Annotated in this window: 17 protein-coding genes; 12 read left to right on the forward strand and 5 right to left on the reverse strand. The window is 66.4% G+C overall.

The window, feature by feature from the left end; all coding sequences use genetic code 11:
- Positions 1–235: 235 nt before the first annotated feature.
- Both FFS62_RS12115 and FFS62_RS12120 read left to right on the forward strand, forming a co-directional pair.
- Positions 236–589, forward strand: coding sequence for a hypothetical protein (locus tag FFS62_RS12115; protein ID WP_137973064.1), 354 nt, complete (start codon positions 236–238; stop codon positions 587–589).
- Positions 590–664: 75 nt separating this feature from the next.
- Positions 665–1,111, forward strand: coding sequence for a phosphotransferase system, HPr-related protein (locus FFS62_RS12120; protein WP_137973065.1), 447 nt, complete (start codon positions 665–667; stop codon positions 1,109–1,111).
- A 9-nt stretch (positions 1,112–1,120) separates the two neighbouring features.
- On the opposite strand, the gene FFS62_RS12125 is transcribed toward FFS62_RS12120, so the two are convergent.
- On the reverse strand, positions 1,121–1,489 hold the full coding sequence (locus FFS62_RS12125) for a Rho termination factor N-terminal domain-containing protein (RefSeq protein WP_137973066.1): 369 nt from the start codon (positions 1,487–1,489) through the stop codon (positions 1,121–1,123).
- Positions 1,490–1,625: 136 nt separating this feature from the next.
- Between FFS62_RS12125 and FFS62_RS23540 the strand changes: the two genes are divergently transcribed.
- The 7 genes from FFS62_RS23540 to FFS62_RS12160 all read left to right on the forward strand — a co-directional run bounded on the left by FFS62_RS23540 (position 1,626) and on the right by FFS62_RS12160 (position 10,715).
- On the forward strand, positions 1,626–1,811 hold the full coding sequence (locus FFS62_RS23540; protein WP_137973067.1) for a PSPA7_2676 family Cys-rich small protein: 186 nt from the start codon (positions 1,626–1,628) through the stop codon (positions 1,809–1,811).
- Positions 1,802–2,290 (forward strand): MgtC/SapB family protein, encoded by a 489-nt coding sequence (locus FFS62_RS12135; RefSeq protein ID WP_137973068.1) that lies wholly within the window; start codon positions 1,802–1,804, stop codon positions 2,288–2,290. The genes FFS62_RS23540 and FFS62_RS12135 overlap by 10 nt, the downstream gene beginning before the upstream one ends.
- A 14-nt stretch (positions 2,291–2,304) precedes the next feature.
- Complete coding sequence (locus FFS62_RS12140; RefSeq protein WP_137973069.1) at positions 2,305–2,547, forward strand: hypothetical protein; 243 nt, start codon at positions 2,305–2,307, stop codon at positions 2,545–2,547.
- 105 nt (positions 2,548–2,652) lie between these two features.
- Complete coding sequence (locus FFS62_RS12145) at positions 2,653–4,644, forward strand: alpha-1,4-glucan--maltose-1-phosphate maltosyltransferase (protein WP_137973070.1); 1,992 nt, start codon at positions 2,653–2,655, stop codon at positions 4,642–4,644.
- Positions 4,645–4,656: 12 nt separating this feature from the next.
- Positions 4,657–7,950 (forward strand): maltose alpha-D-glucosyltransferase, encoded by a 3,294-nt coding sequence (gene treS, locus FFS62_RS12150; RefSeq protein ID WP_137973071.1) that lies wholly within the window; start codon positions 4,657–4,659, stop codon positions 7,948–7,950.
- Complete coding sequence (glgB, locus tag FFS62_RS12155) at positions 7,950–10,109, forward strand: 1,4-alpha-glucan branching protein GlgB (RefSeq protein ID WP_137973072.1); 2,160 nt, start codon at positions 7,950–7,952, stop codon at positions 10,107–10,109. Before treS ends, glgB begins: the two co-directional genes overlap by 1 nt.
- A gap of 147 nt (positions 10,110–10,256) precedes the next feature.
- Positions 10,257–10,715 (forward strand): PA2169 family four-helix-bundle protein, encoded by a 459-nt coding sequence (locus FFS62_RS12160; RefSeq protein WP_137973073.1) that lies wholly within the window; start codon positions 10,257–10,259, stop codon positions 10,713–10,715.
- 165 nt (positions 10,716–10,880) lie between these two features.
- Here FFS62_RS12160 and FFS62_RS12165 read toward each other — a convergent pair whose 3' ends face one another.
- The 4 genes from FFS62_RS12165 to FFS62_RS12180 all read right to left on the reverse strand — a co-directional run bounded on the left by FFS62_RS12165 (position 10,881) and on the right by FFS62_RS12180 (position 17,778).
- Positions 10,881–12,269: an efflux transporter outer membrane subunit gene (locus tag FFS62_RS12165; protein WP_137973074.1), complete on the reverse strand. Its 1,389-nt coding sequence runs from the start codon at positions 12,267–12,269 to the stop codon at positions 10,881–10,883.
- Positions 12,266–15,448, reverse strand: coding sequence for an efflux RND transporter permease subunit (locus tag FFS62_RS12170; RefSeq protein WP_137973075.1), 3,183 nt, complete (start codon positions 15,446–15,448; stop codon positions 12,266–12,268). Before FFS62_RS12170 ends, FFS62_RS12165 begins: the two co-directional genes overlap by 4 nt.
- 11 nt (positions 15,449–15,459) lie before the next feature.
- Positions 15,460–16,701 carry a multidrug efflux RND transporter periplasmic adaptor subunit MexE gene (gene mexE / locus FFS62_RS12175; RefSeq protein ID WP_137973076.1) on the reverse strand — a complete coding sequence of 414 codons (1,242 nt, stop codon included), beginning with the start codon at positions 16,699–16,701 and terminating at the stop codon, positions 15,460–15,462.
- A 159-nt stretch (positions 16,702–16,860) separates the two neighbouring features.
- Positions 16,861–17,778 carry a LysR family transcriptional regulator gene (locus FFS62_RS12180; RefSeq protein ID WP_137973077.1) on the reverse strand — a complete coding sequence of 306 codons (918 nt, stop codon included), beginning with the start codon at positions 17,776–17,778 and terminating at the stop codon, positions 16,861–16,863.
- Between the two features lie 198 nt (positions 17,779–17,976).
- On the opposite strand from FFS62_RS12180, the gene FFS62_RS12185 reads away from it, so the two are divergent.
- From FFS62_RS12185 to FFS62_RS12195, 3 genes are all read left to right on the forward strand, one after another.
- A complete protein-coding gene (locus tag FFS62_RS12185) occupies positions 17,977–18,999 on the forward strand; it encodes a zinc-dependent alcohol dehydrogenase family protein (protein WP_137973078.1) in 1,023 nt (340 codons plus the stop codon).
- A gap of 132 nt (positions 19,000–19,131) precedes the next feature.
- On the forward strand, positions 19,132–19,698 hold the full coding sequence (locus tag FFS62_RS12190) for a sigma-70 family RNA polymerase sigma factor (RefSeq protein WP_137973079.1): 567 nt from the start codon (positions 19,132–19,134) through the stop codon (positions 19,696–19,698).
- 24 nt (positions 19,699–19,722) lie between these two features.
- On the forward strand, positions 19,723–21,393 hold the full coding sequence (locus FFS62_RS12195) for a multidrug ABC transporter permease/ATP-binding protein (protein ID WP_137973080.1): 1,671 nt from the start codon (positions 19,723–19,725) through the stop codon (positions 21,391–21,393).
- Positions 21,394–21,495 lie beyond the last annotated feature (102 nt).

A 21,495-nucleotide genomic window follows, 5' to 3' on the forward strand; every position in this document is an offset into this window, starting at 1 on the left:
GCTCTGGAAGGCATAACGGCGCGATTTATTCGCTCGATATGCGGAAGGGATATCTCTTTATCTCCAAAAGATATCTTCATCACTTCGCGATATGCCGGACAATCGGCTCTGGCTCAAGGTTCCGCGAGCCATAGACCATCACTTTCCCAACGCGCTGTCAGGGTTAGGACCATTCATTCAGGTGCGCACCGCTTTCGCGGCTGTCGGTGCGCACACATCAGGGAGAACAGCCGCCATGGGCACAGTGGAGTCTGGCCGGGACCGGTCCGGGGAATCATTTCTCGACTATTACCTCGTCGTACTGCTGATCTGCACACCGCTGTGCACCTTCCTCGCATGGCAGTCCTTGTCCCGGGCACCGGCACGGCAGCCGGCGATGGACCAGGTCATCGATCTGCAGCTTCTGCTGCGTAATCTCGATCGAACCACCCTGATCGGCTACGACCAGCAGGCATCCGGTCGGCTGTCGCCCATCTTTCAATCGCCATCCCTGCCAGCCCCGAACGACCTCCGTGCCGTCCAGCAGTCTTCCGCCCAGCCATTGGAGCTGGACGAACTGCAAAACCATTCCGAGCGCTTTCGCTTCTGAGGTAGCGGCAAACAGCTTGAATCATCGTCGCGGCCACCAGTCGACAGAGGTACACCAGCCGACTGGAGCAGCAGCATGAGCAAGCACACACCGCGAGTTCAGGAGATCGACGACATCGAGGACCGCATGGGCTCGGTGCGCGAGTTGGACTTCAATGACCGCAACGACGAACGCGAGGGCCGAGCCGGCGATCGGCGTCCGGAGTCCGAGGTGCGCGAGGAGTATTCGGCCGAACGCGAGCTCCACGCCGGCATGACGGGCGGCGAGACACTGACCGACAGTGCCCACGAGGACAATGTGACAATGGACGATCTCAGCCCCGACACCCTGTTCGACGAGAGCGGGGCCAACTCGCCGGACGAACTCGGCGATAGCCACCCGCTGGACAAGGAACTGAGCGTGGTCGGCGAGGAGGCTATCGGCGGCGGTATCGGCCTGGACGAAGCCGAGTTGGCACGTTCCGCCCCTTTGGATGGCAAACCCTGGACGGACCAGGTCACCAAGGGCGAAGACGAGGAGTAGCAGAGCGAGTCAGCCGAGGGCCTCGATCAGTTCGGCCTTGCGCATGGTCGAGCGCCCACGGATCTCACGCTTGCGTGCCATCTCCATCAGCTCCGGCCGCGTCATCGACTCCAGCTTCGAGCCAGGCCGTGGCACACATTCGCGAGTCTTTGCCGCGCGACTGGCGGAGGACTCGCGTGCGGCCTTCTTGTTCTCCGGGCTCTTCTGCTGGCCCGAGCCGCCCTTGCGCTCGCCACCGCCGGATTGCTTGTTCACCGTGGCCCACGCCCGCGCCTCCGCCTCGCCCTTGGATACACCGCGGGCCTCGTAACTCTCCTCGATGTGCTCGGCCTTGCGCTTCTGCTTATCGGTGTATTTGTCTTTGCTACCGCGTGGCATGGTCGTCATCTCCACTGGCACCGCATTCGTGCGGCTTCACCTCAAGAGAAGCGGGCATGCCTCGATAGTTCGAAATTTCATCAAACCTTCCGCTGCGTCCCGAGTCATTTTCTAGAGACCCAACGGAGTGGCCAATATGACCATGCTTTGCCTGATTTCCGGATGCCAATGGTTCCCTGATCGATCCGCCGCCCTGCGCCTGTGTGGCAGTGAGCTGCTACACGAATGCTGTAGCCGCTGCGGTACCCGGCGCTATCTGTTGCCAGGAGAGCGCCAGGCGCTGCTGAGTGTGCGCCCTGGCCAGCAGCTGCCTTGGAGCTGAGCGAATACCTGATGGCGACTCTGCACGACGAGTTCGCCGACTTCGGGCAGCCAGAGCAGATGCTGCGTGCCGGTCTGCGCCTGCTGATGGCCGCGCTGCTTGGAGGCCTGCTGGGCTTCGAGCGCGAGTCCAAGGGCAAGGCCGCTGGCTTGCGCACTCATATGCTGGTGACTCTGGGCGCGGCGCTGTTCGTGATGATCCTGGAGTTGGACGATGCCGAGCATGACGCCGTCAGCCGGGTGATCCAGGGCATCGCCGCCGGCATCGGCTTCCTCTGCGCCGGCACCATTCTCAAGGGCGACCACGACAGCCAGATCAAGGGCCTCACCACCTCGGCCTCGCTCTGGTTCAGCACCGCCATCGGTATCGCCGTCGGTATGGGCCGCGAGGGTACCGCGGTGCTCGCGACCTTGCTGGCGCTGATCATCCTGCATGCGCTGCCGGTTCTCGAACGCGAGGCCAAGCAGCCACCACCCTAGCGGAGAGGTATCTCATGTTCCGCGAATTCGAGCATTGCACGGCGTGGACCGATGCCATGTACAACGGCGCCAGCTTCATCGGCCTGATCGAATACCAGCCCAAGCGTTATGGCGGCGAAGTGACGGTGCTCTGGGTGTTCGACCCACGCTGCGTCTGCGAACGCGAGGCGGAGGATGCGGCGGAGCGCATGTTGCGCTCGATTCTCGACATCCACCCGGAGCGCGGCGTGCTCTACGCCGATGGTATCCCGCTGTAAGCAGCCTGAACTTTTGCCGCCGCAGGACGTTCGGAACTCAAGGAGCCGTTACCGGCCCACCTCATTCCCACTACACGTCCGCCAGGCGTCAAGGAGCCCATAGCGATGCATGCGATTCGCCAGGCCGAAGCCCGCGTCAATGCCAGTCTCGCCGCCGCCGCGCCGCGCATCGCCATCGAGTCGGTGACGCCGCAGGTGGAGGGCGGGCGCTTCGCCGCCAAGTGCCTGGTAGGGCAAGCGCTGGCCGTCGACGCGGTGATCTTCACCGACGGTCACGACCAGATCGCCGCCGCGCTGCTCTGGCGTGGCGCCGGCGAGCAGCAGTGGCGCCGTGTGCCGCTGCAGGCTCTGGGCAATGATCGCTGGCGCGGCTGGCTGGTGCCTGAGGCACCAGGCCGGGCCGAGTTCGTCATCGAGGCCTGGCAGGACATCTACGCCAGCTATCACTATGAATTGAAGAAGAAGTACGCCGCCGGCGTGCCCGTCGCCCTGGAGGTCCAGGAGGGCGAGGCCCTGGTGCGGCGCATCGGCGCGGACGCACCGGCGCAGCTGGCCGAGCGCTTTGCCGGGCTGTTCGGGCGCCTGGCCGATTGCGAGACTCTGGACCAGCGCGTGGCCGTATTGCTCGACCCCCTCACCGGCGAGCTGATGGGCCGCGCCGAGCACCGCCCGCACCTGGTGCGCAGTGGTGTGTTCCCGCTGGATGTGGACCGCCAGCTGGCCGAGTTCGCCAGCTGGTACGAGCTGTTCCCCCGTTCGGAAAGCGGCGACCCACAACGCCACGGCACCTTCGCCGATGTGCACAAGCGCCTGCCGGACATCGCCGCCATGGGTTTCGACGTGCTGTATTTCCCGCCCATCCACCCCATTGGCCGCACCCACCGCAAGGGCCCGAACAACAGCCTTAAGGCCGGCCCGGACGATCCCGGCAGCCCCTATGCCATCGGCAGCGCCGAGGGTGGCCACGACGCGGTGCATCCCGAGCTGGGCAGCTTGGAAGACTTCCGCGACCTGGTACAGGCGGCGCGCAACCATGGCCTTGAAGTGGCGCTGGACTTCGCCATCCAGTGCTCACCCGACCATCCCTGGCTCGAGCAGCATCCCGGCTGGTTCAGCTGGCGCCCGGACGGCACCATCCGCCACGCCGAGAACCCGCCGAAGAAATACGAGGACATCGTCAACGTCGACTTCTACGCCGAGGCCGCCGTGCCGGAGCTGTGGATGGCGCTGCTGGAGGTGGTGCAGGGCTGGGTGGAGCAGGGCGTCACCCTGTTCCGCGTGGACAATCCGCACACCAAGCCGATGCCGTTCTGGGAGTGGCTGATCGCCGAGGTGCGCCGTTCGAATCCCGAGGTGATCTTCCTCGCCGAGGCCTTCACCCGCCCAGCGATGATGGCGCGTCTGGGCAAGCTCGGCTTCGCCCAGAGCTACACCTACTTCACCTGGCGCAACAGCAAGAAGGAGCTGGAGGAATACTTCGGCGAACTCAACCAGTCGCCCTGGCGCGAGTGCTACCGGCCGAACTTCTTCGTCAACACGCCGGACATCAACCCGTACTTCCTGCACCACAGCGGCCGCGCCGGTTTTCTCATTCGCGCCGCGCTGGCGACCATGGGCTCGGGCCTGTGGGGCATGTATTCCGGCTTCGAACTGTGCGAGTCGGCGCCGGTGCCGGGCAAGGAAGAGTACCTGGACTCGGAGAAATACCAGCTGCGCCCGCGCGACTACCACGCGCCGGGCAACATCGTCGGCGAGATCACCCGCCTGAACCAGATCCGCCGCGACAACCGCGCCCTGCACAGCCACTTCGGCTTCCAGGCCTACAACGCCTGGAACGACAACATCCTGTTCTTCGGCAAGCGCACCGCCGAGCGCGACAACTTCATCCTGGTCGCCGTCAGCCTCGACCCGCACAACGCTCAGGAGGCCAACTTCGAGCTGCCGCTGTGGGAGTTCGGCCTGGGCGACGATGCCGCGCTGGAGGGCGAGGACCTGATGAACGGCCACCGCTGGACGTGGCACGGCAAGGTGCAGTGGATGCGTATCGAACCCTGGCATCTGCCGTTCGGCATCTGGCGCGTGCGCCCGGTGCGCTGACAGGAGTAATGCATGGCCCGTAGCAAAGCCTTTCTCGACGATCCGCAGTGGTACAAGGATGCGGTGATCTACCAGCTGCACGTGAAGTCGTTCTTCGATGCCGACAACGACGGCGTCGGTGACTTCGCCGGGCTGATCGACAAGCTCGACTACATCGCCGACCTCGGCGTGAACACTCTCTGGCTGCTGCCGTTCTATCCCTCGCCACGCCGCGACGACGGCTACGACATCGCCCTGTACAAGGGGGTGCACCCGGATTACGGCACCCTGGCCGACGCCCGCCGCTTCATCGCCGAGGCGCACAGGCGCGGCCTGCGGGTGATCACCGAGCTGGTCATCAACCACACCTCGGACCAGCATCCCTGGTTCCAGCGCGCGCGGCGCGCCAAGAAGGGATCCAAGGCCCGCGACTGGTATGTCTGGTCCGACACGGACGACAAGTACACCGGCACGCGGATCATCTTCCTCGACACCGAGAAGTCCAACTGGACCTGGGACCCGGTGGCCGGCCAGTACTTCTGGCACCGCTTCTACTCGCACCAGCCGGACCTCAACTTCGACAACCCGCAGGTGCTGCGCGCCGTGCTCGGGGTGATGCGCTACTGGCTGGACATGGGCGTGGACGGCCTGCGCCTGGACGCGATTCCCTATCTGATCGAGCGCGACGGCACCAACAACGAGAACCTGGCCGAGACCCACGTGGTGCTCAAGCGCATCCGCGCGGCTCTGGACGAGCGCTACAGTGATCGCATGCTGCTGGCCGAGGCCAACCAGTGGCCGGAGGACACCCGCCCGTACTTCGGTGGCGAGGAGGGCGGCGAGGGCGACGAATGCCACATGGCCTTCCACTTCCCGCTGATGCCGCGCATGTACATGGCCATCGCCCAGGAAGACCGCTACCCGATCACCGACATCCTGCGCCAGACCCCGGATATTCCGCCCAACTGCCAATGGGCGATCTTCCTGCGCAACCACGATGAGCTGACCCTGGAAATGGTCACCGACGACGAGCGCGACTACCTGTGGAACTACTACGCCGCCGACCAGCGCGCGCGTATCAACCTGGGGATCCGTCGTCGCCTGGCTCCGCTGGTGGAGCGTGACCGTCGGCGGATCGAGCTGCTCCACAGCCTGCTGCTGTCGATGCCGGGCACCCCGGTGCTGTATTACGGCGACGAGATCGGCATGGGCGACAACATCTACCTCGGCGACCGCGATGGCGTGCGCACGCCCATGCAGTGGTCGATGGACCGCAACGGCGGCTTCTCCCGTGCCGACCCGGCCAAGCTGGTGCTGCCGCCGATCATGGACCCGCTGTACGGCTACCAGACGGTCAACGTCGAGGCCCAGGCCCGCGACGCGCATTCGCAGCTCAACTGGATGCGCCGCATGCTGGCCGTGCGCAAGCAACAGCAGGCCTTCGGCCGCGGCAGCCTGAAGATGCTCACGCCGAGCAACCGGCGCATCCTCGCCTACCTGCGCGAGCTGCGCGGCGCCGACGGCCGCGAGGAGAGCATCCTCTGCGTGGCCAACCTGTCGCGGGCGGCCCAGGCGGTGGAGCTGGAGCTGTCCGCCTACGACGGCCGGGTGCCGGTGGAGATGGTCGGCGGCGCGTCGTTCCCGCCGATCGGCGAGATGACCTACCTGCTGACTCTGCCGCCATACGGCTTCTACTGGTTCTACCTGGCCGACGCCTCGCAGATGCCCAGCTGGCACGTGGCGCCGGTGGAGCGCATGGCCGAGCTGCCGACCCTGGTGATCAAGCGCGACTTGCATGAGCTGACCCGCGCGCCCAGCCGAAGCGTGCTGGAGACCGATCTGCTGGCCAGCTACCTGGGCCGCCGCCGCTGGTTCTCCGCCCAGAGCGACGGCGCCGCGAAACCCGAGCTGGCCTACGTGCAGCCGTTCGGCGACCTGCGCGCGCTGGCCGAGATCGTCCAGGGCGGCGAGCGCTACCAGTTGCCCCTGGCCTACGTCGACGAAGGTTCGTCCGGCAATCCGCTGGCCCAGCAGTTGGCCCTGGCGCGTCTGCGTCGTGGTCGCCAGGTGGGCCTGCTGACCGACGGCTTCAGCCTGCCCGAGTTCACCTACGAGGTGCTCGCCCACCTGCATAGCCGCCAGGTGCTGAAGGCGGGAGAAGGCGAGATCCATTTCCTGCCCAGCAGCCGCTTCGCCGACTACCCGGCGGTGGCGGGCGAGGAGACGCGGCTGATCTCCGCCGAGCAGTCCAACAGCTCGGTGATCATCGGCGAGCGCATGGTGCTCAAGCTGGTGCGCCGCCTGTTCCCAGGCGTGCACCCCGAGGCGGAGATGGGCGGCTTCCTCACCGCCAATGGCTACGCCAACATCGCGCCCATGCTCGGCGAAGTGCGCCGGGTCGATGGCACGGGTGAGCCCTTCACCCTGATGATCTTGCAGGGCTACCTGAACAACCAGGGCGATGCCTGGGCCTGGACCCTCGACAACCTGCAACGGGCCATCCGCGACGAGCTCAGCGGCGGCGTGTCCAATGTGCAGAGCGAATACGACGCCCTGGCGGAGCTGCAGGCCTTCGCCGCCACCCTGGGACGGCGGCTGGGCGAGATGCATCGGGTGCTGGCCACGCCCAGCGACGATCCCGACTTCGGCCTGCGCCCCAGCGACGAGACCGATAGCCAGGGCTGGGGCGAGTCCATCGGCGCGCAGCTGCAGCAGGCACTGGAGGCGCTGGATCACAGCCGCGACCGCCTGAGCGAAGCCGACCAGCGTCAGGTCGACCTGCTGCTGCAGCAGCGTGATGAACTGCTGCGCCTGGTCGGCGACCTGGCGCGGCTGTCCGCCGGCGGCGTGCGCATCCGTGTGCATGGCGACCTGCATCTGGGCCAGGTGCTGGTGGTGCAGGGCGATGCCTACATCATCGACTTCGAGGGCGAGCCGAGCCGGCCGCTGGAGCAGCGCCGCCAGCGGCACAGCCCGATGAAGGACGTGTCCGGCATGCTGCGCTCCTTCGACTATGCCGCCGCCATGGTCCTGCGCAACGCCCAGGGCTCCGATTCGTCCGACGAGGCCACGGCAGCCCGCCAGCGCATTGCCTCGCGCTACCGCAGCGAGGCGCGTACCGCGTTCTATGACGCCTATCGCCTGGCCGCCGCCGATCTGCCGCACGAGTGGCAGGCCCGCGAAGGCGAGGGCGCCGCACTGGCGCTGTTCAGTATCGAGAAGGCCGCCTACGAAGTTCTGTATGAGGCCGCCCACCGCCCCGACTGGCTCGACGTGCCCTTGCACGGGTTGCTCGAGCTTGTTCACCAATTGCAGGGAAATCGTTGATGACTGACCTGGAACGTCTGCGCCGCGCCGAGCATGGCGACCCCTTTGCCTTCCTCGGCCCGCAACCGGATGGCGCCGGTAGCCTGGTACGGGTGTGGCTGCCCGGCGCGCTGGCGGTCGAACTGCTGGCCGCCGACAGCGGCGAACTGCTCGGCGCCATGCAGCTGGAAGACGCCGGCGGGCTGTTCAGCCTGAGGCTGGAACGGCCGCAGCGGTATCGTCTGCGCATCCACTGGCCGGAGGCCGAGCAGGAAACCGAAGACCCCTATACCTTCGGCGCGCTGCTCGGCGATATCGACCTGTACCTGTTCGCCGAGGGCAACCACCGCGATCTAGGACGCTGCCTGGGTGCCCAGCTGATGCAGCAGGATGGCGTGCCGGGCGTGCGTTTCGCCGTGTGGGCGCCCAACGCCCGGCGGGTTTCGGTGGTCGGTGACTTCAACGGCTGGGACGGACGCCGCCATCCCATGCGCCTGCGCTACCCGAGTGGCGTCTGGGAGCTGTTCATCCCGCGCCTGGGCGCCGGCACCGTGTACAAGTTCGAGATCCTCGGCGCCGATGGCGTGCTGCCGCTCAAGGCCGATCCGCTGGCGCTCGAAGGCGAGCGACCGCCGGCCACCGGCTCGCGGGTCGCCGCGTCGCTGGACTTCGCCTGGACCGACCAGGATTGGCTGGCCAACCGGCAACGGCATCAGGCCCATGACCGGCCGTTGAGCATCTACGAGGTGCACGCCGGTTCCTGGCAGCATGTCGACGAACGTCCGCCGACCTGGGCCGAGCTGGCCGAGCGCCTCATCCCCTACGTGCAGGACATGGGCTTCACCCATATCGAGCTGCTGCCGGTGATGGAGCATCCGTTCGGCGGTTCCTGGGGCTACCAGCCGCTGTCGATGTTCGCACCGACCTCGCGCTACGGCTCACCGGCCGATTTCGCCGCCTTCGTCGATGCCTGCCACCGGGCCGGCATCGGTGTGATCCTCGACTGGGTGCCGGCGCATTTCCCCACCGACGAGCACGGCCTGGCGCGCTTCGACGGCACTGCGCTGTACGAGTACGCGCACCCGTTCGAGGGCTTCCACCAGGACTGGGATACCTTCATCTACAACCTTGGCCGCACCGAGGTGCACGGCTTCATGCTGGCCTCGGCGCTGCACTGGCTGCGCATCTACCACATCGACGGCCTGCGCGTGGATGCGGTGGCCTCGATGCTCTATCGCGACTATTCGCGCAAGGACGGCGAGTGGATTCCCAACCGCCACGGCGGCCGCGAGAACCTGGAGGCCATCGAGTTCCTCCGCCACCTCAACGAGGTGGTGGCCAGCGAGGCACCCGGTGCCCTGGTGATCGCCGAGGAGTCCACCGCCTGGCCGGGTGTCAGTCGGCCGGCCGGCGAGGGCGGCCTGGGCTTCGCCTACAAGTGGAACATGGGCTGGATGCACGACAGCCTGGCCTATATCCAGCAGGACCCAGTGCACCGCAGTTTCCATCACCACCAATTGACCTTCGGCCTGATCTACGCCTTCTCCGAGCACTTCGTCCTTCCGATCTCCCATGACGAGGTGGTGCACGGCAAGGGTTCGCTGCTGGGCAAGATGCCCGGCGACCGCTGGCAGCAGTTCGCCAACCTGCGCCTGTTCCTCGCCAACATGTGGACGCACCCGGGCAAGAAGCTGCTGTTCATGGGCTGCGAGTTCGGCCAGTGGCGCGAGTGGGACCATGACCAGCAGCTGGACTGGTACCTGCTGCGCTACGGCGAGCACGCCGGCGTGCAGAACCTGATGCGCGATCTCAATCGCCTGTACCGCGACTACCCGGCATTGCACCGCCTGGATAGCCGCGCCGAAGGTTTCCAGTGGCTGATCGGCGACGACCAGCGCAACAGCGTATTCGCCTGGCTGCGCCACGCGGAGGGCGAGCAGCCGTTGCTGGTAGTACAGAACTACACCCCCGTGCCACGCGGCGGCTACCGCGTCGGTGTGCCCATCGCCGGAAACTGGCGTGTGCTGCTCAACAGCGACGATGAGCGCTACCTGGGCTCGGCCGCCGGCAGCCGTGGCCAGGTGCACAGCATCGACCACAGCGATCACGGCCAGCCCCAGTCACTGCCCCTCGACCTGCCACCGCTCGGAGCCCTGATCCTCGTCCCCGAGCAGGGCTAAGTCTTTGATCTGTTGGCCCGACCGCCCATCGGTTAGGTGGAACACCGATCGAAGCGGTCGGGTCGACACCATCAGGCGGCGCAACAGTAATCGCGCCTATGCAGTCATCCCACCAGCCGCCGGCAGCGCCGGCAAAGGAAGACAATGATGAGCGATACCATCAAAGACACCATCAAGGTTCTCAACAACCTGATCGAGACCAGCAAGGACGGTGAAGCGGGCTTCCGTACCTGCGCCAAGGACGTCAAGGACCCGCAGCTGCAGTCGCTGTTCAACAACCGCTCGCGCGAATGCGCGGCCGCAGCCGGTGAACTGCAGGGTCTGGTGCTGGAGCTGGGCGGCAAGCCGGAAACCGACACCAGCGTTGGTGGTGACCTGCACCGCCGCTGGGTCGACCTCAAGGCACTGATCACCGGCAAGAGCGACGAAGCCATCCTCAACGAGTGCGAGCGCGGCGAGGACGTAGCCAAGAAGCACTATGCCGAGGCCCTGGAAGAGAAGAACCTGCCGGCCAATGTGCGCGAAGTGATCCAGCGCCAATACGCCGGCGTGATCCGCAACCACGACCAGATCAAGGCCCTGCGCAGCATGGCGCGCGCCAGCTGATCGGCCATCTGGTGAACCTGCGGCCGGCTTTTGCCGGCCGTTGTCTTTTCTGCTGGCAAAAAAATCCCCGCGGTCAGGAGCGAACCGCGGGGAGCGCAATGGCCGACAAGGGCAGGGTCGGCCCAGGAGGGATTGTTTGTCCGAACGTGCTCGGACGAATTCAGATCAGGCGTTCGGCTGCCAGCCTCCACCAAGGGCCTTGTAGATGGCGACAATGCCCCGGTACAGCTCGATCTCGGCCAGGGCCTGGGCGTCTTCGGCGGCCAGGCGCTCGCGCTCGGCGTCGAGCAGCACCAGGAAGTCCTCGGTGCCTTCGCGGTAGCGCACCGCGGCCTGGGCCGCCGCCGCGCGGCTGGCCTCGGACTGGCGCGCCAGCGAGGCCAGGCGCTGCTGGCGCTTGGCGTAATCGCTGAAGGCGTTTTCCGACTCTTCCAGGGCCAGCAGCACTTGCTGCTCGTAGCTGGCCAGGGCGCCGTCGGCATCGGCCTCGGCGCCGCGCAGGCGGGCCCGCACGCTGCCCAGGTCGAACGCCGCCCAGCTGATGGTCGGTGCCACGCCCCAGGCCCGCGCATCGGCGGCGCCCAGCTGCGAGCCGCGGCCGGCGGTGAAGCCGAGGAAGCCGGACAGGCTGACCCGCGGGAACAGGTCGGCGGTGGCCACCCCGACGTTGGCGGTGGCGGCGGCCAGCTGGCGCTCGGCGACGCGTACGTCCGGACGTCGGCGCAGCAGCTCCGCCGGATCGCCGATGGGCAGGGCCTTTGCGATCACCGGTAGCGGCTTGTCCGACAGGTCGACGGTCAGCTGTTCCGGACGCTGGCCGAGCAGGGTGGCGATACGGTGACGGGCGCGTGCCTCCTCGGCCTGCAGTTGCGGCAGGCTGGCCTCGGTGGCGGCTAGGCGCGCATCGGCACGCAGTACGTCCAGTTCGCTGCCGATGCCGGCGTCGCGCAGCTGCTCGGTCAGGGCGCGCGACTGGCTCTGGTTCTTCAGGTTGTCGCGGGCAATCCGCTCTCTGAGTTGTGCACCACGCATATTGCCGTAGGCGTCCACCAGTTCGGCGATCAGGCTCACCTGCAGTTGGTACAGCTCGGCCTCGGCGGCCTCGCTCTGGGCGTCGCTGGCCTCGATGGTGCGCTGAATGCGGCCGAACAGGTCGAGCTCCCAGGCCATGTCCAGGCCAAGGTCGTAGCGCTCCTGGCGGATACGCTCCTCGCTGCTCGGCGGCTCCTGGGCCTTGCCGAACTCGCCGCTGGCGCGGCTGGTGATCACCGGCATCTGGTCGTTGCCGACGTCGTCACGGATGGCGCGGGCAGCGCGCAGGCGGGCGAAGGCCACGCGCAGCTCGCGGTTTTCCTTGAGCGACTGCTGTACCAGCTGGCTCAGGGTGGGGTCGTCGAACTGCTCCCACCAGGCCGATTCGAAGTCGGTACGGTCGTAGTCGCCGGCTTCCAGCGCGGTGATCCGCGCCGTCTGGGTTTCTGGCGCCTGGTAGTCCGGGCCGACGGCGCAGGCGCTGACCGCGAGGGCGAGCAGGGCGGGAATCAACGGCTTCATGCATGCACCTCGTGAGCGATCTGGTTGGCCTTGCGTGCTTCGCGCTTCTCCACGAAGCCGCGGATCAGCACGTAGAACACCGGGGTCAGCAGCAGGCCGAAGAAGGTCACGCCGATCATCCCGCTGAACACCGCCACGCCCATGGCATGGCGCATCTCGGCGCCGGCACCGCTGGAGAGCACCAGGGGCACCACACCCATGATGAAGGCGATGGAGGTCATCAGGATCGGACGCAGACGCAGGCGGCAGGCTTCCAGCACGGCGGCCATGCGGTCGAGGCCTTCTTCCTGTTTTTCCTTGGCGAATTCGACGATGAGGATGGCGTTCTTGCACGCCAGGCCCACCAGTACGATCAGGCCGATCTGGGTGAACACGTTGTTGTCGCCGCCGGCCAGGATCACCCCGGTGATGGCGGAGAACAGCACGGTCGGCACGATCAGGATCACCGCCAGCGGCAGGCTCCAGCTCTCGTACTGGGCGGCCAGCACTAGGAAGGCCAGCAGTACGCAGAGCGGGAAGATGAAGATCGCGGTATTGCCGGCGAGGATCTGCTGGTAGGTCAGCTCGGTCCACTCGTAGGTCATGCCGTTGGGCAGTTCCTCCTTGAGCAGCTTGGCGATGGCCGCCTCGGCCTGGCCGGAGCTGTAGCCGGGGGCTGCCGCGCCGTTGATCTCGGCGGTGAGGAAGCCGTTGTAGTGCATCACCCGGTCCGGGCCTGAGGCGCTATCGACCTTGACGAAGGTGGACAGCGGAATCATCTCGCCGCGGTTGTTGCGCACCTTGAGCTGGCCGATCTGCTCGGGCTCCAGGCGGAACTGCTGCTCGGCCTGGACGTTGACCTGGTAGGTACGACCGAAGCGGTTGAAGTCGTTGGCGTACAGCGAACCCAGGTACACCTGCATGGTGTCGAAGATGTCGCTGATGGCCACGCCATGGGTCTTGGCCTTCTCGCGGTCGATGTTGGCATCGATCTGCGGCACGTTGACCTGGTAGCTGGTGAACACCGACATCGGGTTCAGTTCCGGCAGCGCGCGCGCCTTGGCCAGGATGTTCTGGGTCTGCTTGTACAGCTCCTCGTAGCCGAGGCTGCCGCGGTCCTGGATCTGCAGACGGAAGCCACCGATGGTGCCGAGGCCCTGCACGGGCGGCGGCGGGAAGATGGCGATGTAGGCGTCCTGGATCTCGGCGAACTGGGCGTTCAGCTCGGCGGCGATGGCACCGGCGGACATGCTCGGGTCCGTGCGCTCGTCGAACGGCCGCAGCGGGGTGAACACGATGCCGCTGTTCGGGCTGTTGGTGAAGCCGTTGATCGACAGGCCCGGGAAGGCCACGGTGTTCTCCACGCCCGGGTGCTTGCCGGCGATTTCCGACATGCGCTTGATCACCGCCTCGGTACGGTCGAGGGTGGCGGCGTCCGGCAGCTGGGCAAAGGCGACCAGGTACTGCTTGTCCTGCTGCGGCACGAAACCGGTCGGGGTGCTGGAGAAGCCCAGATAGCCGAGCACCAGCAGGCCGCCGTAGACCAGCAGGGCGATCGAGCTGCCGCGCAGCACGCGCTTCACGGTACCGACGTAGCCATGGCTGGCGCGGTCGAAGAAGCGGTTGAACGGGTTGAACAGCCAGCCGCCGAACAGCTTGTCGAGCACGCGGGAGAAGCGGTCCTTCGGCGCGTGGTGATCCTTCAGCAGCACGGCGGCCAGGGCCGGCGACAGGGTCAGCGAGTTGAACGCCGAGATCACGGTGGAGATGGCGATGGTCAGGGCGAACTGCTGGTAGAACTGCCCGGTGAGGCCGGAGATGAACGCGGTCGGCACGAACACGGCGCACAGCACCAGGGCCGTTGCGACGATCGGGCCGGTCACTTCCTTCATGGCCTGGCGGGTGGCCTCGATCGGCGTCTTGCCCAGGCCGATGTTCCGCTCGACGTTCTCCACCACCACGATGGCGTCGTCCACCACGATGCCGATGGCCAGCACCAGGCCGAACAGCGACAGGGCGTTGAGCGAGAAGCCGAACAGGTGCATCACGGCGAAGGTACCGATCAGCGACACCGGCACGGCGGCCAGCGGGATGATCGAGGCGCGCCAGGTCTGCAGGAACAGGATCACCACCAGCACCACCAGCACGATGGCTTCGAGTAGGGTGTGCACCACCGCCTCGATGGAGCCGCGTACGAAGATGGTCGGGTCGTAGACGATCTCGTAGTCCACGCCCTGCGGGAAGCTCTTCTTCAGCTCGGCCATGCGCGCCCGCACGGCGTCGGAGATCTCGATGGCGTTGGAGCCGGGACGCTGGAACACCGGGATGGCCACCGCCGGCTGGTTGTTCAGCAGCGAGCGCAGGGCGTACTGGCTGGAGCCCAGCTCGATGCGCGCGATGTCCTTCAGACGGGTGATCTCGCCGTCGTCGCCGGCGCGGATGATGATGTTCTCGAACTCTTCCTCGCTGACCAGACGGCCCTGGGTGTTGATCGACAGCTGGAAGCTGTTGCCGGCGTCCGAGGGCGGCGCGCCGAGGGCACCGGCGGCGACCTGGCGGTTCTGCTCGCGGATGGCGGCGACCACATCCGAGGCGGTGAGGTTGCGCGAGGCCACCTTGTTCGGGTCGAGCCACACGCGCAGCGAGTAGTTGCCCATGCCGAACAGCTGCACGTCGCCCACGCCGTCCAGCCGCGCCAGCTCGTCCTTGACGTTGAGCGCGGCGAAGTTGGACAGGTAGAGCATGTCGTAGCGCTGATCCGGCGAAGTCAGGTGCACCACCATGGTCAGGTCCGGGGAGGCCTTGTCCACGGTCACGCCGAGCCGCTGCACCTCGGTGGGCAGGGTCGGCATGGTACGGGTCACGCGGTTCTGCACCTGCACCTGGGCGTTGTCCAGGTCGGTGCCGAGGGCGAAGGTGATGGTCAGGGTCAGCTTGCCGTCGGCAGTGGACTGCGACGACATATAGAGCATGCTTTCCACGCCGGTGATGGCCTGCTCCAGCGGCGAGGCGACGGTCTCGCCGATCACCTTGGGGTTGGCGCCGGGGAAGTTGGCGCGCACCACCACGGTGGGCGGCACCACTTCCGGGTATTCGCTGATCGGCAGCTGGAACAGCGAGATCGCACCGGCGATCAGCACCAGCAGGGACAGCACGGCGGCGAAGATCGGCCGCTTGATGAAGAACTGGGAGAAGTTCATGGCGTTCTACCTCAGCCGCGCGGTGCGTTGCTGGATTTGGCTTGTTGTTCGGCTACGCGCGGGGCGTCGCGGCCATCCACGGCCTGACGCAGGCGCGCCAGCTGGGCGAGGGTGGCTTCGTCGGCCATCGGCACGGATTGCGGGTCGACCGTGGCACCGGGCATGGCGCGCTGCAGGCCGTTGACCACGATCTTCTCGCCCTTGGAAAGGCCGCTGCGGACGATGCGCAGGCCTTCCAGCTTCGGACCGAGCTCGATGGCGCGGTAGTCCACGGTGTTCTTGTCGCCGAGGACCAGGACGAACTTCTTGCCCAGGTCGGTACCGACCGCTTCGTCCTTGATCAGCGCCGCCGGGTAGGTGCTGCTGCCGACCAGCTTGAGACGGGCGTAGAGGCCGGGGGTGAAGCGGCCGTCGCGGTTGTCGAACACGGCGCGACCACGGATGGTGCCGGTGCGCGGGTTGACCTGGTTGTCGAGGAAGTCCAGCTGGCCCTCGTGCGGGTGGCCGTTCTCGCTGGTCAGGCCGAGGTACACCGGGCTGGCGCCGCGGGCGTCGCTACCGGCCTTGCGGGCCAGCTCGACGTACTTGAGGAACACGCGCTCGTCGGCGTCGAAGTAGGCGTAGACCTTGTCGGTGGACACCACCGAGGTCAGCAGCGACTGGCCGGCGCCGACCAGGTTGCCTTCGGTGATCTCGGCGCGGCTGACGCGGCCGTCGATCGGCGAAGTGATGCGGGTGAAGCTGAGGTTGAGCTGGGCATTCTCCAGCTCGGCCTGGGTCGCGGCGACCGCGGCCTGGGCCTCGGTGGCGGCACTGGCGCGGGCATCGGCAAGTTCGGCGGAGATGGCGTTGCTCTGGCGCAGGCGCTCGCCACGGCGGGCTTCGTTGGCGGCGCGGGTCTGGTTGGCGCGGGCCTGCTGTAGCTGGGCCTGCAGGCGCTTGACCTCGGCCTCGAACGGGCGCGGGTCGATCTGGAACAGCAGGTCGCCTTTCTTCACCAGGCTGCCTTCATCGAAGGCCACCTTGTCGATGTAGCCGGAGACACGCGGGCGCACCTCGACCGACTCCGGTGCTTCCAGGCGGCCGGTGAACTCGTCCCATTCGTTGATCGGTTGTTCGATCACTTCGGCGATGCTGACCTTGGCGGCCGGCATCTGCTGGCTGGCGTCTTCACCCTTGCCGCAGGCGCTCAACACCAGGACGGCCGCGAAGGCCAGGGGAAAGCGCCAGGAGATATTGTTTGACTGTTCCATGTTTGACTCCGCCAGTCGGATTTGTGAATGGGCGGAGTCTGCTCGGCGCAGTTTGAAGGCACGAATCGAACGATCCGAATTTGAATATCATCCGGAATGATGATTCATGCTCTGGCGTTAATAGTCGCTGTGGCGCCCGTCGCAGAGCGCCTGGGGAGATCAGGCGAGGGTGTCGGGATCGCCGCAGAACATCTGCAGGCGCGAGCGCAGCCAGCGTTCGGCCGGATCGTTGTCCTGGGCGCCGCGCCAGACCATGTGCAGCTCGAAAGTGTTGCTCTCGAACGGCAGCGGCTCGGCGCGCAGGCCGCCGATGGCGATCAGCGCGGAGGCGGCGTAGTCCGGCACGGTAGCGACCAGATCGGTGCCGGCGAGCAGCGCGCCGAGGCCGTTGAACTGTGGCACGGCCAGCACCACGCGGCGCTTGCGCTCGAGTTTTTCCAGGGTTTCGTCGATGAAGCCGATCAGGCCGCCGGCGAACGACACCATGGCGTGCGGGCGGGCGCAGAAGTCGTCCAGGCTGAGGTTGCCCGGCACGCTGTCGGCGCGCAGCAGGCGCGAGCCGCCACGGCGGATCACCTTGCGCTTGGCGTTGGCCGGCAGTTCCTCGGTGTAGCTGACGCCCACCGAGATCTCGCCGGAGGCCAGCAGGTTGGGCATCAACAGGTAGTTGGCGCGCCGCACTACTATCGATACCCCGGGTGCCTCGGCGCGCAGGCGGCGCAGCAGTGGTGGCAACAGGGCGAATTCGACGTCGTCGGACAGGCCGATGCGGAACACCGCGTTGCTGGTGGCCGGGTCGAAGTCGGTGGCGCGGCTGACGGCGGTGGAGATGGAGTCCAGTGCCGGGGAGAGCAGGCCGAAGATCTCGGTGGCCCGCGCGGTGGGCTCCATGCTGCGTCCGGTACGGACGAACAGCGGGTCATCGAACAGGCTGCGCAGGCGGGCGAGGGCGGCGCTGATCGCCGGCTGGCCGAGGAACAGTTTCTCCGCGGCACGCGTCACGCTGCGCTCGTGCATCAGCGTCTCGAATACGATCAGCAGGTTCAGATCGACGCGGCGCAGGTCGTTGCGGTTCATCACTGTCTTCCATGTTGGGTGTGTGAAAGGTGCGGCCGTGGCAAGATAACGTCAAGAGCGAGGTTGACCTTATCGTCAGCCTCGGCCATCGGCCGGCCCGATCATCCACATTTATGGTGACTATCAATGTGCGCGGGTGGTGTCGATGGATAAGCCCATATAGAGTCCGGGGCCATAGAGTCCACGGCGAGGTGTGTGATGTCCCGCATGATCCGTTTCCACCAGTTCGGCGATGCCAGCGTGCTGCGTCTGGAGGAATTGCCGACCCCGAAACCCGGCCACGGCGAGGTGCTGATCCGCACCCAGGCGCTTGGTGTCGGCTGGCGTGACGTACTGTGGCGGCAGAACCTGGCGCCCGATCAGGCGGCGCAGCTGCCGGCCGGTGTCGGCTTCGAGCTGTCCGGTGTGGTCGAGGCCGTTGGCCCTGGGGTCGACGACCTGACTCCAGGCGTGGCGGTTGCCAGCTTCCCGGCCTTCAGCCCCAACCAGTACCCGGCCTGGGGCGATCTGGTGCTGATGCCGCGTAGCGCGCTGACCCGCTATCCGGATGTGCTCACGCCGGAAGAAGCGGCGGTGCACTACACCCCTTATATGCTGGCGTACTTCGCTCTGGTCGAGCTGGCCGATGTGCAGCCCGGCCAGCGCGTGCTGGTCACCGAGGCGGCCCATTGCCTGGCACCCCAGGCGGTGCAGATGGCCAAGGCGCTGGGCGCCGTGGTGATCGCCGCCACCAGCGAAGGTTCCACTCGTGCCTACCTGCGTGAGCTGGGCGCCGACAAGGTGATCGATACCGAGGAGCAGGACCTGGTCCTCGAGGTCGAGCGCTTCACTGACGGCAAGGGCGTGGAAGTGGTGCTGGACCAGTGCGCCGGCCCGCAGATGAAACTGCTCGGCGACGTCGCGGCGACTCGCGGCAAGCTGATCATCTATGGCGTGAACGGCGGCAATGATGCGGCGTTCCCGGCCTGTGCAGCGTTCAAGAAGCATCTGCAGTTCTTCCGTCACTGCGTGCTGGACTTCACCGGTCAGCCTGACCTGGGGTTGCAGCGCGACGAGGAAGCGGTGCAACGTGCCCTGCAGCGGATCAATCAGCTGACGGCCGATCGCCTGCTCAAGCCGACTATCGCCAAGTCCTTCGACTTCGAGGATTTCGTTGCGGCCAACCAGTTCATGGAAACCTGTCCGGCCGGTGGGCGAGTGGTGATGAATATCCCTGCATAAAGGACGTGGTCGTGCTGGCAAAACGCCGCCTTCGGGCGGCGTTTGCATTTCTGAGGAAAATACTGACTCAAGGCTTGAATTGATAAGTATTATCATTAAGATGCGCAGCACGTTGCAGCCGAGGATCGGGCTATGGGAACGTTTCATCGTTGGGGGGAGCCCGCCGGCACACCGGTAAGCTTGGCCTCCGACACCAGGAACAACGGGCTAGACAGTCTCTACGCCACACATCGGCGTGTACTGATAGACGCCGCCAAGGGCGTGCTCGGCTGTCGCGCACGCGCCGAGGATGTGGTGCACGACGCCTTCCTCAAGCTGTGGGAGAGCGGCGACCGCCACGCCATCGAAGACCCACTACGTTACCTGTTCCGTATGGTGCGCAACCTGTCCATCGACCGCCTGCGTCGCCAGGCCCTGGAAGGTCGCTACAGTGCCGACGAGGATGCGCTCGACGAGCTGCCGGCGCCGCAGTCCGGCCCCGAGCAGCGCGCCATCGGCCAGTTGGAGTGGCAGCGCCTGCAACATGCCCTGGGCGAGCTGCCCGAGCGCACCCGCACCGTGTTCACCATGAGCCAGCTGGAAGGCTACAGCCAGCGCGAGGTGGCCACCCATCTCAGCGCCTCGCCGACCCTGGTGCATTTCCTTCTGCGCGATGCCCTCAGCCATTGCCGCAGCCGCCTCGATACCGAGGCGGCCTGACGCCTTCGCCGTTCTGGACCCGATATGAAACTGCTCAAGCTGCTGTTCCGCGATAACCGCCTGCCGCTCTCCGGCATCGTCCTGCTCAGCCTGTGCAGCGCGGTGCTCAGCGTCGGCGTGATCGCCTTCATCAACCTCAAGCTGATCCGCCTGGAAGGCGAGCTGGCCACCACGCTGCTCAGCTTCCTCGGCCTGCTGGCACTGCTGATGATCAGCTCGGGAGCAGGGCAGGTGGCGCTGCACACCCTCGGCCATCGTTTCGTCTATCGCCTGCGCCGCAGCCTGGTGCGCCGGGTGCTGGACACCGACATCGAGCGCCTGGAGCAGATCGGCGGCGCGCGCATCCTCGCCAGCCTGTCCAGCGACATCCGCAACATCACCATCGCCTTCGTCTATATGCCGGAGCTGACCTACGGCCTGATCCTCAGCATCGCCGCCTTCAGCTACCTGGCCTGGCTGTCGCCGGCGCTGTTCGGCATCACCGCCGGCTGGCTGGGGCTGACCCTGCTGGTGGGCTGGTTCTTCGTCGGCAAGGTCAACCACCACATCCGCCTGCTGCGCGAAGCGGAAGACCACCTTTACCAGGACTACCAGGCGATCATCGACGGTCGCAAGGAGCTGGCGCTCAACCGCGACCGCGCACGCATGCTCTACGACGAGGAATTCGACCGCGACGCCCGCGCCTATCGCGACAACGTCACCCGCGCCGACATCTTCAACGGCCTGGCCGGTAACTGGGCCAACGCCATGGTGCTGGGCAGCATCGGCCTGGTGTTCTTCTGCGCCAGCGGCCTGGGCTGGGCCTCAGGCGAAGTCGCCGCGACCTTTGCCCTGACCGTGCTGTTCCTGCGTGCGCCGATGGTCGCCACTGTCGCCGCGCTGCCCAGCCTGCTGGCCGCGCGCATCTCGCTGGACAAGCTGGAGGCGCTGGACCTGGCGCCGGAAACCAGCGATATCGCCGCGGTGTCTGGCCTCGGCGAGTGGCAGAGCCTGCAGCTGGCCGGTGTCGAGTATCGTTATCCGGGCGAGGGCGAGGAGGCTGGTTTCGATGTCGGCCCCATCGACCTGGAACTGCGCCGTGGTGAACTGGTGTTTCTGGTCGGCGGCAACGGCAGCGGCAAATCGACTCTGGCGCGCCTGCTCACCGGCCTGCATCGCCCGGCTGGCGGCGAAATCCGCTTGGATGGTCGCGTCGTGCAACCGCACCAGTGGCAGTCCTATCGCCAGCTGTTCGCCAGCGTATACACCGACTTCCACCTGTTCTCCCGCCTGCTCGGTCCGGCGGCAGCGGAGGTGGACGAATCGCTGGTCGGCCAGTGGCTGGATCGCCTGCGCCTGCGCCACAAGGTCAAGTTTGCCGCCGGCCGCCTGGCCGACACGCGCTTCTCCCAGGGCCAGCGCAAGCGTCTGGCGCTGATGCTGGCGATGCTCGAGGACCGCGACATCCTGATCCTCGACGAGTGGGCCGCCGACCAGGACCCGCTGTTCCGCCGCCTGTTCTACCGCGAGCTGCTGCCGCAGCTGAAGGCGGCCGGCAAGACCGTGCTCGCCATCACCCACGACGACCACTACTTCGACCAGGCCGACCGCCTGCTGAAGATGGATGGCGGTCGTCTGTCCGAGCTCACCGGCGAAGCCCGAGACCGCGCCACCCAGGACGCGGTTCGGGAAATCGGCGGCTCCATCCCGGCCTGATTGCAGTCTTCTTCGCCCCTGGTAGCAGGGGCAGGGCACTGTCATGTCCGTGCAAACGAATTAAATGAAAATTATTCGCAGCTTCGAGCGTCTTTAAAAACG

The organism is Pseudomonas sp. F(2018) (assembly GCF_005508865.1).
Classification (GTDB): Bacteria; Pseudomonadota; Gammaproteobacteria; order Pseudomonadales; family Pseudomonadaceae; genus Aquipseudomonas.

Coding starts and splice junctions, on each gene's coding strand:
- FFS62_RS12115 (WP_137973064.1), top strand. CDS start 236: ATGGGCACAGTGGAGTCTGGCCGGGACCGGTCCGGGGAATCATTTCTC.
- FFS62_RS12120 (WP_137973065.1), top strand. CDS start 665: ATGAGCAAGCACACACCGCGAGTTCAGGAGATCGACGACATCGAGGAC.
- FFS62_RS12125 (WP_137973066.1), bottom strand. CDS start 1,489: ATGCCACGCGGTAGCAAAGACAAATACACCGATAAGCAGAAGCGCAAG.
- FFS62_RS23540 (WP_137973067.1), top strand. CDS start 1,626: ATGACCATGCTTTGCCTGATTTCCGGATGCCAATGGTTCCCTGATCGA.
- FFS62_RS12140 (WP_137973069.1), top strand. CDS start 2,305: ATGTTCCGCGAATTCGAGCATTGCACGGCGTGGACCGATGCCATGTAC.
- FFS62_RS12145 (WP_137973070.1), top strand. CDS start 2,653: ATGCATGCGATTCGCCAGGCCGAAGCCCGCGTCAATGCCAGTCTCGCC.
- treS (WP_137973071.1), top strand. CDS start 4,657: ATGGCCCGTAGCAAAGCCTTTCTCGACGATCCGCAGTGGTACAAGGAT.
- glgB (WP_137973072.1), top strand. CDS start 7,950: ATGACTGACCTGGAACGTCTGCGCCGCGCCGAGCATGGCGACCCCTTT.
- FFS62_RS12160 (WP_137973073.1), top strand. CDS start 10,257: ATGAGCGATACCATCAAAGACACCATCAAGGTTCTCAACAACCTGATC.
- FFS62_RS12165 (WP_137973074.1), bottom strand. CDS start 12,269: ATGAAGCCGTTGATTCCCGCCCTGCTCGCCCTCGCGGTCAGCGCCTGC.
- FFS62_RS12170 (WP_137973075.1), bottom strand. CDS start 15,448: ATGAACTTCTCCCAGTTCTTCATCAAGCGGCCGATCTTCGCCGCCGTG.
- mexE (WP_137973076.1), bottom strand. CDS start 16,701: ATGGAACAGTCAAACAATATCTCCTGGCGCTTTCCCCTGGCCTTCGCG.
- FFS62_RS12180 (WP_137973077.1), bottom strand. CDS start 17,778: ATGAACCGCAACGACCTGCGCCGCGTCGATCTGAACCTGCTGATCGTA.
- FFS62_RS12185 (WP_137973078.1), top strand. CDS start 17,977: ATGTCCCGCATGATCCGTTTCCACCAGTTCGGCGATGCCAGCGTGCTG.
- FFS62_RS12190 (WP_137973079.1), top strand. CDS start 19,132: ATGGGAACGTTTCATCGTTGGGGGGAGCCCGCCGGCACACCGGTAAGC.
- FFS62_RS12195 (WP_137973080.1), top strand. CDS start 19,723: ATGAAACTGCTCAAGCTGCTGTTCCGCGATAACCGCCTGCCGCTCTCC.